General features: G+C 72.5%; 11 protein-coding genes. 6 read left to right on the top strand and 5 right to left on the bottom strand.

Annotated elements, in window-relative coordinates; genetic code table 11:
• Positions 1 to 220 precede the first annotated feature (220 nt).
• Entirely contained in the window at positions 221 to 763 is a 543-nt protein-coding gene (locus HUT19_RS23490) for a hypothetical protein (RefSeq protein ID WP_176182350.1), read from the top strand.
• Positions 764 to 978: 215 nt separating this feature from the next.
• Positions 979 to 1974, top strand: a complete 996-nt coding sequence (locus tag HUT19_RS23485; protein ID WP_176182349.1) for an aldo/keto reductase — start codon at positions 979 to 981, stop codon at positions 1972 to 1974.
• A gap of 148 nt (positions 1975 to 2122) precedes the next feature.
• Here HUT19_RS23485 and thpR read toward each other — a convergent pair whose 3' ends face one another.
• The 3 genes from thpR to HUT19_RS23470 all read right to left on the bottom strand — a co-directional run bounded on the left by thpR (position 2123) and on the right by HUT19_RS23470 (position 4793).
• On the bottom strand, positions 2123 to 2686 hold the full coding sequence (gene thpR, locus HUT19_RS23480; protein WP_176182348.1) for an RNA 2',3'-cyclic phosphodiesterase: 564 nt from the start codon (positions 2684 to 2686) through the stop codon (positions 2123 to 2125).
• 241 nt (positions 2687 to 2927) lie between these two features.
• Positions 2928 to 4301, bottom strand: coding sequence for an MFS transporter (locus HUT19_RS23475; protein ID WP_176182347.1), 1374 nt, complete (start codon positions 4299 to 4301; stop codon positions 2928 to 2930).
• Between the two features lie 30 nt (positions 4302 to 4331).
• Positions 4332 to 4793: a MarR family winged helix-turn-helix transcriptional regulator gene (locus tag HUT19_RS23470; protein ID WP_176182346.1), complete on the bottom strand. Its 462-nt coding sequence runs from the start codon at positions 4791 to 4793 to the stop codon at positions 4332 to 4334.
• Between the two features lie 132 nt (positions 4794 to 4925).
• Between HUT19_RS23470 and HUT19_RS23465 the strand changes: the two genes are divergently transcribed.
• Positions 4926 to 5111, top strand: a complete 186-nt coding sequence (locus tag HUT19_RS23465) for a ribbon-helix-helix protein, CopG family (RefSeq protein ID WP_176182345.1) — start codon at positions 4926 to 4928, stop codon at positions 5109 to 5111.
• A gap of 72 nt (positions 5112 to 5183) precedes the next feature.
• Here HUT19_RS23465 and HUT19_RS23460 read toward each other — a convergent pair whose 3' ends face one another.
• Positions 5184 to 6650 (bottom strand): NCS2 family permease, encoded by a 1467-nt coding sequence (locus HUT19_RS23460; protein ID WP_176182344.1) that lies wholly within the window; start codon positions 6648 to 6650, stop codon positions 5184 to 5186.
• 170 nt (positions 6651 to 6820) lie between these two features.
• Between HUT19_RS23460 and HUT19_RS23455 the strand changes: the two genes are divergently transcribed.
• From HUT19_RS23455 to HUT19_RS23445, 3 genes are all read left to right on the top strand, one after another.
• Complete coding sequence (locus HUT19_RS23455; protein ID WP_176182343.1) at positions 6821 to 7069, top strand: DUF2530 domain-containing protein; 249 nt, start codon at positions 6821 to 6823, stop codon at positions 7067 to 7069.
• Between the two features lie 87 nt (positions 7070 to 7156).
• Positions 7157 to 9574, top strand: coding sequence for a cation-translocating P-type ATPase (locus HUT19_RS23450; RefSeq protein WP_176182342.1), 2418 nt, complete (start codon positions 7157 to 7159; stop codon positions 9572 to 9574).
• 156 nt (positions 9575 to 9730) lie between these two features.
• A complete protein-coding gene (locus HUT19_RS23445) occupies positions 9731 to 10549 on the top strand; it encodes an SAM-dependent methyltransferase (protein WP_176182341.1) in 819 nt (272 codons plus the stop codon).
• A gap of 526 nt (positions 10550 to 11075) precedes the next feature.
• On the opposite strand, the gene HUT19_RS23440 is transcribed toward HUT19_RS23445, so the two are convergent.
• Entirely contained in the window at positions 11076 to 14480 is a 3405-nt protein-coding gene (locus tag HUT19_RS23440; protein ID WP_176187201.1) for a sacsin N-terminal ATP-binding-like domain-containing protein, read from the bottom strand.
• Positions 14481 to 15009 lie beyond the last annotated feature (529 nt).

Below are 15009 nucleotides of genomic sequence, written 5' to 3'. Positions count from 1 at the left end.
CCGGCCTCCCCGGTCCGCACGGAGGAACCGGACGCATATCGCCGCCCGTTACGGGAAGACAACAACCGTCCCTCATTCCCGGGAATCCAATTCCGTTCCTGAACCGCAGATAATTTGATCTGATCCGGGGATCATTTCGGCAGAAAATTTATCGGTCATTGACGGCATAGCGGGCGGGGTCGTTGCACCAAAGAATGCGACCGCCCTACGGTCTCTGCCCATGAGCGATTACAGCCAGTCCTCTTATGCGCAAAGCGCGCCGCCCGCGTATACGGGCGCTCCGCAGAACGGCGGTGCGGCACCGGCCGCACTGCCGAAGAAGTTCGCGATCCTCGGGCTCGTGGGTTCCCTCGTCGCCGCAGTCGGCTCGCTGGTGAACTGGGTCGTCTCCGAGGAGGACATGTCCGACGGTGGCATCAAGGGGATGGACGGTGACGGTGTCATCACACTGATCATTTCCCTGGTCGCGGCGGTGCTCTTCATCGTCACGCTGGCGCGCCCGAAGGCCCCGCTCTACATCGGCGGCGGGCTTCTGGGCGCGGGCGCCGCTGTCGTCGCCGCCATCAACATGGCCGACCCGGCGCGCCTGGTCGCCCAGTACCTGGAGGAAAAGGGCGCCTCCACCGAGCAGGCCGAGAAAGTCGCCGACCAGCTCTCGGACAAGTTCACCGCCGGCCCCGGGATCTACATGGTTCTGATCGGCGGCCTGCTCGCTCTCGCGCTCGGCCTCGTCGGATTCATGAAGGCCCGCAAGAGCAACTGATTTCACGTATCTTTCACACTTCCGCCGCACCAGCCGGATCCGGTGGAATCCGCAGGCCCGCATTTTGACCGCACGGGGGGTCAAAACGCGGGCCCTCGGGTTTTTCGCGGCGGAATTCCCGCGGTGCGGTTTCCGCCGTAATCACCCGGAGTGCCCCGCCGCTCTCCGGCCCCACCCCCTTGATTGAAGCGCACTCCAAGGGCTTGGCTGGAGCCATGAAGTACACGCAGCTCGGACGCACAGGCCTCAAGGTCAGCCGACTGGTCCTCGGCACCATGAACTTCGGCCCGCAGACCGACGAGGCCGACAGCCACGCGATCATGGATGCCGCGCACGACTCGGGAATCAACTTCTTCGACACCGCCAACGTCTACGGCTGGGGCGAGAACAAGGGCCGCACCGAGGAGATCATCGGCAGCTGGTTCGCCCAGGGCGGCGGACGGCGCGAGAAGACCGTCCTCGCCACCAAGGTGTACGCGAACATGGGCGCCGGCGGCGATGTGTGGCCCAATGACGACAAGCTCTCGGCCCTCAACATCCGCCGGGCCGTGGACGCCAGCCTCAAACGGCTGCGCACCGACCACATCGACCTCTACCAGTTCCACCACGTGGACCGCTCCACCCCGTGGGACGAGATCTGGCAGGCGATCGACGTCCTGGTCCAGCAGGGCAAGATCCTCTACACCGGCTCCTCCAACCACGCGGGCTGGCATATCGCCCAGGCCAACGAGACGGCCCGGCGGCGCGGTTCCTACGGTCTGGTCAGCGAGCAGTGTCTGTACAACCTGGCCGAGCGGCGCGCCGAGATGGAGGTCATCCCGGCCGCACGGGACTACGGCCTCGGGGTGATCCCCTGGTCGCCGCTGCACGGCGGGCTGCTCGGCGGCGCGATCCGCAAGGAGAGGGAGGGCAGCGGCGGCCGTACCGCCTCCGGGCGCAGCGCCGACGCGCTCAGCAATACCGCGGTGCGCGATCAGGTGCAGGCGTACGAGGATCTGCTCGACAAGCACGGTCTGGAGCCCGGTGAGACGGCCCTGGCCTGGCTGCTCACCCGGCCCGGGGTGACCGGCCCGATCGTCGGCCCGCGCACCGCCGAGCAGTTGGCGTCGGCGGTCCGGGCGGCCGAGCTGACGCTGAGCGAGGAGCTGCTGGGTTCGCTGGACGAGATCTTCCCCGGTCCCGGCCCGTCGCCGGAGGCGTTCGCCTGGTAGCCGTCGGGTGACCGGAGCGCGGCCGCGTCCGGCGGGTCAGCCCCCGAACGCGGCCGCCACGGCGACGACGAGGAGCATCAGCACCAGCGTGCCGCTCATGATCATGTTTCTGGTTTTCGGGTCCACACCCCGAGATTAGCCGGGCCGCTCAGCCGCCGAGCGACCAGGCCGCCACCACCTCGTAGCGGGGCTGCCGCCCGGCGACCCCCGGGGTCGGCGGATGGCTGCGGACCAGGCTCAATTCACGCACCGGCCACACCCGGCCCGCGAAGTCGGCCAGCTCGGCGACATAGGGCGCGAGGCTGGTGGCGCTCCGGTTGCGGGCGATCGTCAGATGCGGGTGGTACGGCCGGTGCCGGTCCATCGGCACCCCGGCCCGGCGGGCCCCGGCCGCGGCGGAGTCGGCCAGCCCGCGCAGGGCCGCGCTGTCGCCGTCCACTCCGACCCACACCACCCGGTCCGAGAACCGGCCGCCGCCCGCGAGCCGCACCTCATGGGGCTCATGGCGGTGGGCGGCACGGGCCAGCCGGGTGTGCAGCTCGGGCAGCAGCCCCTCGTCCACCTCGCCGAAGAAGGCGAGGGTGAAGTGCCAGCCCGCCCGCTCGGTCCAGCGCAGCGCGTCGGCGCCGGGCAGCGCGTGCAGCGCGGCCACCCGGGCGGCCAGCTCGGTGACGGCCTCCTCGGGCGGCAGCACGGCGGCGAAGAGTCTCATCCGGCCAGTCTCGCGCAGTCGGCGCCCCGGTGGGCGGCCCTGCGCCACGGCCCTGGTCGGCCAGGCCGCCGGGACCGCACCGGACAGGGCCTGATCGGCCTCGCTGCCGTCCGGCGCGGTGCGGTCACGCCCCGAGGGAGCGCGGGGCTGTGTCGATGTGCGGCTCCGCCGCGGGGGCGCGACCAGCCGCGAGGCGGCCGCGGACGGACGACCGCACCCTGCGGCACTTCCCGCGGAGCGCTCAGGCCGCCGGGGCCAGCCGCTCCTCCTCGGTGCGCGGGACGAAGACCACATGGGGACGTCCCCGGCGCAGGTCCAGCTTCATCCGCAGGCCCCCGGCCCGGACCAGGATCACGCCCACCGCGACCGCGGCGGCGGCCGAGACCAGCCCGCCCGCGGCGAAGCCCACCCGGGCGCCGAAGGTGTCGGTCAGCCAGCCGACCAGCGGGCCGCCGATCGGGGTGCCGCCGACGAAGACCATCATGAACAGGCTCATCACCCGGCCCCGCATCGCGGGATCGGTCGCCAGCTGGACGCTGGAGTTCGCCGTGACGTTGAAGGTCAGGCTGAAGATGCCGATCGGCACCATCAGCGCGGCGAAGAGCCAGAAGACCGGGGTCACCGCCGCGGCCATCTCCAGCACACCGAACATCAGGGCCGCCCCGACCAGCAGCCGCCGCCGGGCCACCACGCGGCGGGCCGCCAGCAGCGCACCGGTCACCGAACCGATCGCGATCAACGTGTTGAGCAGGCCGTATGTCCCGGGGCCCGCGTGGAAGACATCGTCGGCGAAGGCGCTCAGCCAGATCGGGAAGTTGAAGCCGAAGGTGCCGATGAAGCCGACCAGCACGATCGGCCAGATCAGATCGGGCTGCCCGGCGACATAGCGCAGCCCCTCGCGCAGCTGGCCCTTGCCGCGCGGGGTCCGCTGATGCGTGTGCAGCTCGCTGGTGCGCATCATCAGCAGGCCGATCAGCGGGGCGCCGAAGGACAGGCCGTTGATCAGGAACGCCCAGCCGCTGCCGACGGCGGTGATCAGCACACCGGCGATGGCCGGGCCGACCAGCCGCGCGGACTGGAAGTTCGCGGAGTTCAGACTGACCGCGTTGCGCAGCTCGTGCGGGCCGACCATCTCGTTGACGAAGACCTGCCGGGTCGGGTTGTCGACGACGGTGACCACGCCGAGCAGGAACGCGATCAGATAGACGTGCCAGACCTGGACATGGCCGCTGAGGGTGAGCGCGGCGAGCGCCAGACCGCACAGCCCCAGCGCGGTCTGGGTGACCAGCAGCAGCCGACGGCGCGGGTAGCGGTCGGCGATGACCCCGCCGTACAGGCCGAAGAGCAGCATCGGCAGGAACTGGAGCGCGGTGGTGATTCCGACCGCGGTGGAGGAGCCGGTGAGGCTCAGCACCAGCCAGTCCTGGGCGATCCGGGACATCCAGGTGCCGGTGTTGGATATGACGGCGCCGGTGGCGAAGAGGCGGTAGTTGCGGACCTTCAGCGAACGGAAGGTACCGCCCTTGGCGCGCCCTGTCGCGGGGGCGACGGGGGTGCGGGAGTCGGAGTGGGGGTGCGGTGCGGGTGCGGAGTCTGCTCCGGGTCCCGTACTCAAGTGGCTTCGCCTCCTGATGGCTCGGGGTTCTTACAAGTGCGCGAGCTTCTCCAGCACGGGCGCGGCGGCGCGCAGCGCGTCCCACTCCTCCTCGGACAGCTTTCCGACCAGCTCGGCCAGCCAGGCATTGCGCTTGCGCCGGCTCTCTTCGAGCATGGCCTCCGCCCGCTCGGTCTGCGAGACGACCTTCTGCCGCCGGTCTTCTGGGTGCGGCTCCAGCCCGACCAGTCCCTTGGCCTCCAGCAGGGCCACGATGCGGGTCATCGACGGCGGCTGGACGTGCTCCTTGCGGGCCAGCTCACCGGGGGTGGCGCTGCCGCACTGGGCGAGGGTGCCCAGCACCGACATCTCGGTGGGGCTGAGCGACTCGTCCACCCGCTGGTGCTTGAGCCGCCGGGACAGACGCATCACTGCGGACCGCAGAGCGTTCACGGCGGTCGCGTCGTCTGGCGGTGCCTCCGCCGAGGGCTGGAGACGGGACGGATCCGGCATGGTCTTTAGCATAACTCATTACCTCGTCTAAGGAAAACCCGCGGAAGCTCTCTACTGCAGAGTCACCCAAAAGAGTGAGACGACTCCGAAAAGTGACGCACGGTGGCCCGCGGGGCGGCGACCCTTGGCCGCATGGGATCGAAGGTGCTCAGCCTGCGGATGGACGGTGAGCTGCTGGAGCGGATCCGGCGGCACGCCGCGAAACGCGGAATGAGCGTCCAGGACTATGTCATCCGGACGCTCATGCGCGAGGACTTCGACGAGCGTTTCAAGACGTCCGTCGACGAGACGGAGCGCTTCTACGGCCAGGTCGGCTGACCTGCCCGCGCCCCGGCGGGCACCGGGGCGCGCACTCCGGGCCGGGGGCGCGCGCTCCGGGCCGGGGGTGGATCAGGCCACCCCGAGCGCCTGCTCGATCGGGTGGAGCAGGAAGTAGACCAGGAAGCACAGCCCCACCACGCCCAGCAGCCATGGGATCTCCCGGGTGCGCCGGGTGGCGATCCGCAGCAGCAGGAAGGACAGCACACCGATGCCGATCCCGTTGGTGATGCTGTAGGTGAACGGCATCGAGATCATGGTCAGGAAGGCCGGGACCGCGATGGTGAAGTCGCTCCAGTCGATCTCCTTGACGTTCGCCGCCATGATCAGGAAACCGACGACCACCAGCGCGGGCGTCGCGGCCTGCGACGGAACCACCTTGGCCAGCGGGGTGAAGACCAGCGCGAGCAGGAAGAGACCGCCGGTCACGATGTTGGCGAGCCCGGTCCGCGCGCCCTCCCCGACACCCGCCGTGGACTCCACGAAGCAGGTGTTGGCGGAGGCCGAGCCGAAGCCGCCGCCCGCGACCGCGACACCGTCCACCATCAGGATCCGGCCCATGCCCGGCAGCTGACCGCGCTCATCGGTGAGCTCGGCCTCCTCGCCGACGCCGATGATCGTGCCCATCGCGTCGAAGAAGCCGGACAGCAGCACGGTGAAGACGAAGAGACAGCCGGTGAGGATGCCGACCTCGTGGAAGCCGCCGAACAGGCTGACATCACCGATCAGTCCGAAGTCCGGGGCGTCCACCACCTTCGCCGGGACATCGGGGACGGTCAGCCCCCACGCGGCGTCCGGGATGGCGGCCAGCGCGTTGATCACGACCGCGGCCACCGTCATGGTCACGATGCCGATCAGGATCGCGCCGCGCGTCTTGCGGACGACCAGGACGAAGGTGAGCGCCAGGCCCACCACGAAGATCAGCACCGGCCAGCCCTGGAGCTTGCCCTCGATACCGAGGCCCATCGGCACGGTGGTGTGCGCCGTGTCCGGGTTGCGGGTGACGAAGCCGGAGTCGACCAGCCCGATCAGGGCGATGAACAGTCCGATGCCGATCGCGATGGCCCGCCGCAGCCCGCCGGGGATCGCGTCCATCACCCGCTGCCGCAGCCCGGAGGCCACCAGGATCATCAGCACCAGGCCCGCCAGGACCACCATGCCCATCGCGTCCGGCCAGCTCATCTTGGGGGCGAGCTGGAGCGAGACCACCGCGTTGATGCCGAGGCCCGCGGCGAGCGCGATGGGGACGTTGCCGATGATCCCCATGAGCAGGGTGGTCAGACCCGCCATCAGCGCGGTGGCCGTGACCAGCTGCCCGTTGTCGAGGCTGTGATGGAACTTGTCCTCACCGGCCCCGAGAATGATCGGATTCAGCACGACGATATAGGCCATCGCAAAGAACGTGGCCAGTCCGCCACGGAGCTCGCGGGAGACCGAGGAGCCGCGTTCGCTGATCCTGAAGAACGCGTCGATGCCCTTGGTGGGCGGCGCCGGGGTCTGCCGCTTGGCATCGGCCGGCGCGGGGGCCGAGGGGGACATGAAGGACCTCAGTGGTGCGTGAACATCAACAATGGGCCCTTGGATGATCGAACAAGAGGTGCCGACTCAGACCCGGAACGGTTCAGTATGAATCTATGAAGAGCCGAACGCCAAACGTCCGCTTCCGAGCAGCCCGGATCGGCGTGGTACCCGGCCCGTAAGCTGTGCACATGACGAAGTGGACCCCCAAGCACGAGGCGCCGCCGCCCCTGGAGGGCAACGTTGTGGCGACCATCACCGGCGGCACGATCGTGTGGTTCGTCCTCTTCCTCGTCCAGCTCCCCTTCTACGGCTGGTACGCCGATCACGGCCATCTGTGGTGGCTGTGGACCTGTCTGGCCGGAGGCGGCCTCGGGCTGATCGGCATCTGGTACGTACGGGCCCGTGAGGCCGCGATCCGCCGCTCCGCGAACGGCTGACCGCCCGGCCGGGCCCGACGGCCGGTCGCGGCCGGTCAACGCCGCCCGGACAGGTGAACGGCCCGCCGCGCACGTACCGTCGAAGGCATGCCGGACCGGGTCGCCCCGGGACTGACCGCCGCCGAGGTCGCTGAGCGCGTCGCACGCGGTGAGGTCAATGACGTCCCGGTGCGCTCCTCCCGTTCCGTCACCGAGATCGTCCGCGCCAATGTCTTCACCCGCTTCAACGCGATCATCGGCGTACTGTTCCTGATCATCCTGGTGGTCGGTCCGATCCAGGACGGACTGTTCGGCTTTGTGATCGTGGCCAACACCCTTATCGGGATCGTCCAGGAGCTGCGGGCCAAGAAGACCCTCGACTCGCTCGCCGTCATCGGCGAGTCCCGGCCCACCGTCCGCCGGGACGGGGCGGCCACCGAGATCCCCACCGGCCGGATCGTGCTCGGCGACCTCATCGAGCTGGGCCCCGGCGACAAGTGCGTCGTGGACGGCGAGGTGACCGAGACCGAGGGGCTGGAGATCGACGAATCGCTGCTCACCGGCGAGGCCGACCCGGTGCTCAAACGGCCCGGCGACACCGTGATGTCCGGCAGCTTCGTGGTCGCGGGCGGAGGCGCCTACACCGCCACCCGGGTCGGCCGCGAGGCATACGCCGCCCAACTCGCCGAGGAGGCGTCCCGCTTCACCCTCGTCGCCTCCGAACTGCGCAGCGGTATCAGCCAGATCCTCAAGTACGTGACCTGGATGATGATCCCGGCCGCGGTCGGCCTGGTGATCAGCCAGTTCGTGGTGAAGGGAAACGACTGGCGGGAAGCGGTGCGGCGGATGGTCGCCGGAATCGTGCCCATGGTCCCGGAGGGGCTGGTGCTGCTCACCTCCGTCGCCTTCGCGATCGGGGTGATCCGGCTGGGCCGCAAACAGTGCCTGGTGCAGGAGCTGCCCGCGATCGAGGGACTGGCCCGGGTGGACATGGTCTGCCTGGACAAGACCGGCACCCTCACCGAGGGCGGGATGGACGTCCGCGAGCTGCGGCTGCTCGACGGCCACGACACGACGTACGTGGGGCAGGTGCTGGGCGCCCTCGGCGCCAGTGACCCCCGCCCCAATGCCAGCCTCCAGGCGATCATCGACGCCTATCCGCTCCCGGACGGCGGCGGGACGGGTGACGGCGACGGCTGGCGCTCCCGGGAGGTCCTGCCGTTCTCCTCCGCCCGCAAGTACAGCGGTGCCACCCTCGACGCCCCCGGCGGCGAACGCGCCACCTGGCTGCTCGGCGCGCCCGAGGTGCTGCTCGCCGAGGGCGATCCGGCCCTGGACCAGGTCGACGAGCTGAACGCGCGCGGGCTGCGGGTGCTGTTGCTGGCCCGTACGGAGAACGGTACGGGCCCGCTGGACGACGGGCCCACGGACCCACGGGCGGTCACCGCGGTCACCGCGGTCGCCCTCGTCGTCCTGGAGCAGCGGCTGCGCCCCGACGCCGCCGACACCCTGCGCTACTTCGCCGAGCAGAACGTCTCCGCGAAGGTCATCTCCGGTGACAACGCCGTCTCCGTCGGCGCCGTCGCCGCGAAGCTCGGCCTCCCGGGAGCCGCACGTGCCCGCGACGCGCGCCGGCTGCCCGCCGAGCGGACCGGGATGGCTGCCGCGCTGGAGGACGGCACGGTCTTCGGACGGGTCACCCCGCGCCAGAAGCGGGACATGGTGGGCGCGCTCCAGTCCCGCGGCCACCACGTGGCCATGACCGGCGACGGTGTCAATGACGTGCTGGCGCTGAAGGACGCCGACATCGGCGTCTCGATGGGCTCGGGCAGCGAGGCCACCCGCGCGGTCGCCCAGATCGTGCTGCTCGACAACAGCTTCGCCACCCTGCCGTCGGTGGTGGCCGAGGGCCGCCGAGTGATCGGCAACATCGAGCGGGTGGCCCGGCTCTTCCTGGTGAAGACCGTCTACTCGGTGCTGCTGGCGGTGCTGGTGGTGTGCTCCCGGGTGGAGTACCCGTTTCTGCCCCGCCATCTGACGCTGCTGTCCACGCTCACCATCGGGGTTCCCGCGTTCTTCCTGGCGCTGGCCCCCAACAAGGAGCGCGCCCGGCCGCGTTTCGTGCGCAGGGTGATGCGTTACGCCGTCCCGGCCGGGGTGATCGCGGGGACCGCCACCTTCGCCGCGTATCTGCTGGCCCGTCACTCCTACTCGGGCCGGGGCTCGCTCCAGGCCGAGACCAGCGCGGCGACACTGACACTGTTCCTCATCGCGCTGTGGGTGCTGGCCATCGTGGCCCGGCCGTACACCTGGTGGCGGATCGGGCTGGTGCTGGCGATGGCGCTGGCCTTCCTGATCGTGCTGGCCACCCCCGGGCTCCAGCACTTCTTCGCGCTGCGGCTGGTGGGGACGACGATGCCGTGGGCGGCGGTGGGCATCGCCGCCGTGGCCTCGGCGCTGCTGGAGTGGACATGGCGCCGGATCGCCGCGAACGGCGACGATCCGGCGTCCTGCGCAACGCCCTGACCGGTGGGCTCCGCCCGCGGTGTCAGGGTCGGAGCCGGAATGGGCACAACTGTGCGCTCTTCACGGGGCGTTCACCATGTTGCGAATGTTTCACGATGCGGATCCCGCTCGGAAACCGCCCGCAACGATCCCCAACTGACCAGTAATGTGAGTGATATGACCGGTCACCGCTTTCGCGCAGACGAAATCGACACCAGCAAGCCGCACTCGGCGCGCATGTACGACTACTTCCTGGGCGGCAAGACGCACTACGCCGTCGACACCCAGGCCGCCGAGCAGGTCGAGGCCGTCTGGCCGGACGTCAAGCCGTGGACCCGCGCCAACCGGTCCTTCATGCACCGCGCCACCCGCTGGCTCGCCGCGGAGGCCGGTATCCGGCAGTTCCTGGACATCGGCACCGGTATCCCGACCGAGCCCAACCTCCACCAGGTCGCCCAGAGCGTGGCGCCGGAGGCCCGGGTGGTCTACGCGGACAACGACCCCATCGTGCTGGCCTACGCCCAGGCCCTGCTGCTCTCCACACCCGAGGGCCGCACCGCGTACATGCACGCCGACATCACCGAGCCCGAGGTGGTACTCGCCGCGGAGGAACTGCACTCCACGCTCGATCTGACCCAGCCGGTCGCCCTGTCGCTCAACGCGGTCATGCACTTCATAGCCAACGAACAGCAGCCGTACGACATCGTGCGGAGGCTCCTCGAGCCGCTGGCGCCGGGCAGCTATCTCGTGCTGTCGCACGGCGCGCTCGACGCCCGCCCCGGGGTCTCGGACGCGGTCACCAACCTCTACCGCAGCAGTGGCATCCATGTGCAGGGCCGCACCTACGAGGAGGTCCTGCCGTTCTTCGACGGCCTTGAGCTGGTCGAACCGGGCGTGGTGATGCCGCACCGCTGGAAGCCGGAGAGTGAGCGGGCCAGGGCCGAGGCGGAGGCCAAGGACCTGTGGATCTACGCGGGCGTGGCCCGCAAGCCGTGACGGCCGCCGTCCTCGCGGCGGCCTGGGCCACCGGGGAGCCCGCCGCCCGCGCCGTGGCGCACGGCGAGCACGGCGTGGGCGCCGGGGGCGCGTGACACGCTCCCTAGCCCGGGTCCGCCCGCCGCGCGCCGGGGGACGGCCACCGGCCGTCCCGGCGCGCCCGGCCGGGGCGGGCCGCGTTCGGTCCAGTAGGACCGTCGACCGTGGTTGGGTGCGGGCACCGGCCTGACGCGCTCGGCCCGAGTCAGCCCGGGACAGGCAGGCCCGTGTGCCCCGCAACCCTGACAGCGGCCGAGCACCGGAACGTGCCATGCCGCCGGACCGGGACCGATCGCCGTCCCGGGGGCGCTCGGCCCAGGCCGGAGCCGTGGGGGGCCGAACGGGCTCGCTGAAGTCCCGCGCGGTTCGGGTGCGCCCGGAAGGGGCGCGGCGCTGTGTCGATGTGCGGCTCCGCCGCGTGGGCGCGACCCGCCACGAGGCAGCCGCGGACGAACGACGGCACCACGCGGCAGATCCCGCGGAGCGCCTAGTCGAACCAGCGTGCTCGGGCCAGCTCCTCCGTACGGGTCAGATCCTCGAGCAGGGCCGCCACCTCGAAGCGGCGCGACCACTGCCCGGCCGTCCAGGCCAGTCCGGCCGCGACCCCCTCGACCGTCGAGGCGTGCAGCGTGCCGTCGACGTACCGCCAGTCGAGCTCGGTCCCGCCGTCGGCACCGCCCTCGGCACCGGCCGCCCCACCACCCGCGACGAGCAGTTCCTCGTGTTCGACGTACGACAGCGGGGCGTCCGGGAGGAGTTCGCGCACCGCCTCCGGGACCTCGTGCGGATCGCCGTGGGAGACCACCGGCGCCGGATACGCCTCGGTCAGCCGCCGCACCTGGAACAGCTCCGCCAGGTCCGCCGCCCGCGCCGGGCGCACCGGCAGCAGCGCCCGGCCGTCCGCCTCGGCCAGCGGCATCAGGTCCGGCGCGTCCGCGACCAGGGCCTCGCCCGCGTCCACCACCCGCGGGCGGCCGTCCACCACGGCCCGCAGCTCGTCCGGCAGGGTCACCTGCTCGGGGTCCATATCGGCCAACTGTCCGTAGAGGGCGCGCAGCTGGGCCGGGGTCACCTCGCGCTCGGGGTCGGCCAGCCGGGCCAGCAGCTCGGCCGCGCCGCCCGGCTCGTCCAGCAGCGCCGCCACCGAGGTCCGCACCCCGAGCGCCCGCAGCACCTGCTCGTCCTCGAACCCGGCCGCGTCCACCGCCTCGTAGAGCCCGGCCAGCAGCGGATCGCCGCCCGCCGCGCGCAGTCCCGCGGGGCGGCGGCCGTCCAGCACCGGATGGCCGCGCAGCCACCACGCGGTGTACGAACGCACGGTCTCCGTGGTGCCGTCCGGCAGCAGCACCCGCACCGGCGCGGTCAGCGCGTCGCGCAGCGGCGGCTGGGCGAGCATGGCCAGCGCCCGCGGCCAGGCGTCGTCGTCCACCAGGTCCAGGTCCCGTACGGCCACGATCTCGGTGGCCACCGGCGGCACCGGGGTCTCCGCGAGCCGGTCGAGTACGTCCTCGCACCACACGTCCACCGCGTCCAGCACACCGACGTCGTCCGGCTCGGTGAAGTCGCCCTCGCGGGGCTCCAGCTCGTCCGGGTCCAGCACCACATCGGTGGCCCGGACCAGAGTGAAGCCCGCCAGCACCCCGACCGCGGCCAGCGGCTGTTCGCCCCAGCGCTCGGCCAGCTCGGCGTCGCACGCGGCGAGTTCGCCCTCCCGCATCACCCGCTCGAAGGCGCTGCCGGGCAGGACCAGTTCACCGGCGGGGGCCAGCTCCCCGTCCTCGTCGGGCAGCGCCAGCGCGGCCAGCCACGGTTCGTCGCCGGGCGCCAGCCGGGCCTGCTGGACGAGACCGAGCACGGTATCGGCCAGGATGTCGGCGTCCAGCGCCGCGCCCAGCCCCTCGCCGTCCTCCAGATACGGGTCGTAGTCGTCCTCGGCCTCCAGCGAATGCGCCACGGCCGCCCGCACCTGGGGGGTGGTCAGCACGGCGCGCGGGGTGGCGGGCGTCGCGCCCAGCTTCTCCAGCAGCGGATGCGCGGCGTCCGGATGGGCGACCTTCAGGCCCAGCCGGGCCAGGGTGCGATGGGTCTCGGCGACGCCGCCGTCGCCCTCAGCGACCTCGGTCTCCCCGGGCAGCGGGAGCAGCACCTGCCGGGGCCCGATCGTCGTCCGGCCGTCGGCCAGCGGCACCGGCAGCCCGCTGAGCCGGTCCGGGTCGGTTCCGGCCAGCGCGTCGTACAGCCGCCGCCACCAGGCGGGGTCGCGTTCCACACCCGCCAGCCGGTCGATCACTTCGCCCAGCGGCACCCGCGCCACCCCGAGCACCCGCAGCTCCGACCGCCGCTCGAGACCGGCGGGCAGCAGCGTCGGGAACAGTTCGGCCAGCACCTCGACGGTCGCGGCGCCCGCGCCCTCGACGATCTCGGCGTCACGGGGGCGCAGCGCGTACGGCTCACCCTCCAGGACGCCGGGTGCGAGGACGTCGTCGTCCCAGCCGCTGATGTCCCAGCCGCCGCGGTCGGGCGCCTGTCGCGGCGCTCCGGTGGCGGCGCCCACCGCGGGCCCGCCCTCCGCCGCGTCCGGGCCGAGCGCGTCCGGCGAACCCAGCCAGCCCGCCACCGGCTCGCCGCCGCCCTCGCCCGCCGCGCCCGCCGCCGGTGCGGCCGCGCTGGGCAGGAAGGGCACCCTCGGCAGCCGCTCCAGCACCCGCTGCCGCAGCTCACCGTCCAGCTCGCCCTTGCCCAGCTGCCCCGGGACCAGACCGATCGTGCCGACCCCCACCGGATGCCAGTCGCGCAGCAGCGCCGCGTACGCCTCGGCCGCGCGGTCCAGCAGGAAGTCCGTGAGCGGGCCGGGCGCGGTGTGGCGGCGGGTGGGCTCCAGCGGGAAGGAGGCGATCAGCAGCGCGGGCAGCCCCAGCGGCTCGTCCGTGGGCGTCGGCGCGTGGACGACCGGGGCCGTGCCGGGCCGCACCGGCGCGCCCTCGGCATCCACCGGAACCGCCCAGGTCACCGACCACACCGGACGCAACCGCTCTTCCACCGGACGGTCGGCGAGCAGTGCCGTGTCCAGCCGCCCGCCCGTGCTCTCGGTGCGCCAGCGCGTCGTTCCGCGTTCACCGCTGTCCTCGACGACGGTGTACGGGCCCTCGGTGCGGCGGCGCAGCGTCCGTACGCCCTCGGGGCTCTCCACCACGACCTCCTCCAGGCCGGGCAGGGTCAGCAGCAGCGCGTCGTCGGCCCCGGCGAGCAGCCGCTCGGCCACGTCCAGGGCGGCGCCGTCGCGCAGCGGCAGCACCACGACGGTGTCGTAGCCGTCCGGCGCGGTGCCCTCGGCGGGCAGCGGCAGCCGCAGCAGGGGGACGTGCCCGTCCCGGCGGCGCAGCTCGTCCGCGAGACCGGGGGCGGCCTCGGCGGTGCGCCGGGTCAGCTCCCGCGCCTCGGCCAGCGACCAGCGGACGCCGCCGCTCCGGCCGACGACCGCGGGCTCGTCGCTCACCGCGAGCACCGCCGCGAACCCGACGCCGAACCGGCCCACGGCGCTCTCCGGCTCGTCCCGCTTGGCGGAGGCGCGCAGCGTGGACAGTGACTCGGCCCCGGCGGCGTCCAGCGGGGCGCCGGTGTTGGCGGCGGCCAGCACGGCCGGTTCGCCGTCGGTGGCCGGGCGCAGGGTGAGCCGGAGCCGTCCGGGCACCCCGGCGCGGGCGGCGGCGTCCGCCGCGTTCTGGGCCAGCTCGACGACCAGCCGGTCGCGGTGGCCGCCGAGCGCGAGGTCCTCCTCCGCGTTGGCGTCCTCCCGGAAGCGGGCGGGCGAGGCGGCCCAGGCGTCCAGCACGCCGCGCCGCAGCCGCGCGGTCCCGAACGGGTCCGCGTCCTCGGTCGCGCCTCGCACCATCGCCGTGCTGCTCACGTCTCGCCTCCGGAGTTCCTGTCCGTGCCCTGCGCGGTTCCGCGGGCCCTGCGGTAAGGGTGCCGCCGCCGGGTTCCCCACGAAACGCGTTTTTCCACCGCCCTCGCCGGACCGCCCGCGCGCCGCCCCTCCCAGGCCCGCCCGCCACGGGTTTCGCCCGTACGAGGACATCCGCATCAGAAGCCCCTGGTGATGACGGACCCTAGCGGCGAACGTACCCCTCCCGCGATCCGCCCCACCGCCCCGGTCCCCCGGCCGCGCCCGTGCCGGGCGGGCGCGCCTGCACGCGGGCGGTGATCACATGGCTGAGGGCATGTCGGTGCCGTGCGGGGCGTACCCGCGTGGGTGCGCCCCGGTGCGGGGGGAGCCGGTACCGGCCGCCCGGCCACCCGGACCGGGCGCGGCCCGGGTCCCGGCGGGGCGGCCCGGGTCCCGGCGGGGCGGCCCGGGGCTCGGCGGGGCGGCCCGGGGCTCGGCGGGCGGCGCGGGGCCCGGCGGGCGGCGAGCGGGGCGA

The organism is Streptomyces sp. NA02950 (assembly GCF_013364155.1).
Lineage (GTDB): Bacteria > Actinomycetota > Actinomycetes > Streptomycetales > Streptomycetaceae > Streptomyces.
The sequence above is the reverse complement of the archived record's forward strand: the minus strand, read 5'-3'. Positions and strand labels throughout refer to the sequence as shown.

What these genes read in the sequence shown, in the direction of transcription:
- HUT19_RS23445 (WP_176182341.1), top strand. Translation starts at nt 9,731, where the DNA reads ATGACCGGTCACCGCTTTCGCGCAGACGAAATCGACACCAGCAAGCCG.
- HUT19_RS23450 (WP_176182342.1), top strand. Translation starts at nt 7,157, where the DNA reads ATGCCGGACCGGGTCGCCCCGGGACTGACCGCCGCCGAGGTCGCTGAG.
- HUT19_RS23490 (WP_176182350.1), top strand. Translation starts at nt 221, where the DNA reads ATGAGCGATTACAGCCAGTCCTCTTATGCGCAAAGCGCGCCGCCCGCG.
- HUT19_RS23465 (WP_176182345.1), top strand. Translation starts at nt 4,926, where the DNA reads ATGGGATCGAAGGTGCTCAGCCTGCGGATGGACGGTGAGCTGCTGGAG.
- HUT19_RS23455 (WP_176182343.1), top strand. Translation starts at nt 6,821, where the DNA reads ATGACGAAGTGGACCCCCAAGCACGAGGCGCCGCCGCCCCTGGAGGGC.
- HUT19_RS23440 (WP_176187201.1), bottom strand. Translation starts at nt 14,480, where the DNA reads ATGGTGCGAGGCGCGACCGAGGACGCGGACCCGTTCGGGACCGCGCGG.
- HUT19_RS23460 (WP_176182344.1), bottom strand. Translation starts at nt 6,650, where the DNA reads ATGTCCCCCTCGGCCCCCGCGCCGGCCGATGCCAAGCGGCAGACCCCG.
- HUT19_RS23470 (WP_176182346.1), bottom strand. Translation starts at nt 4,793, where the DNA reads ATGCCGGATCCGTCCCGTCTCCAGCCCTCGGCGGAGGCACCGCCAGAC.
- thpR (WP_176182348.1), bottom strand. Translation starts at nt 2,686, where the DNA reads ATGAGACTCTTCGCCGCCGTGCTGCCGCCCGAGGAGGCCGTCACCGAG.
- HUT19_RS23485 (WP_176182349.1), top strand. Translation starts at nt 979, where the DNA reads ATGAAGTACACGCAGCTCGGACGCACAGGCCTCAAGGTCAGCCGACTG.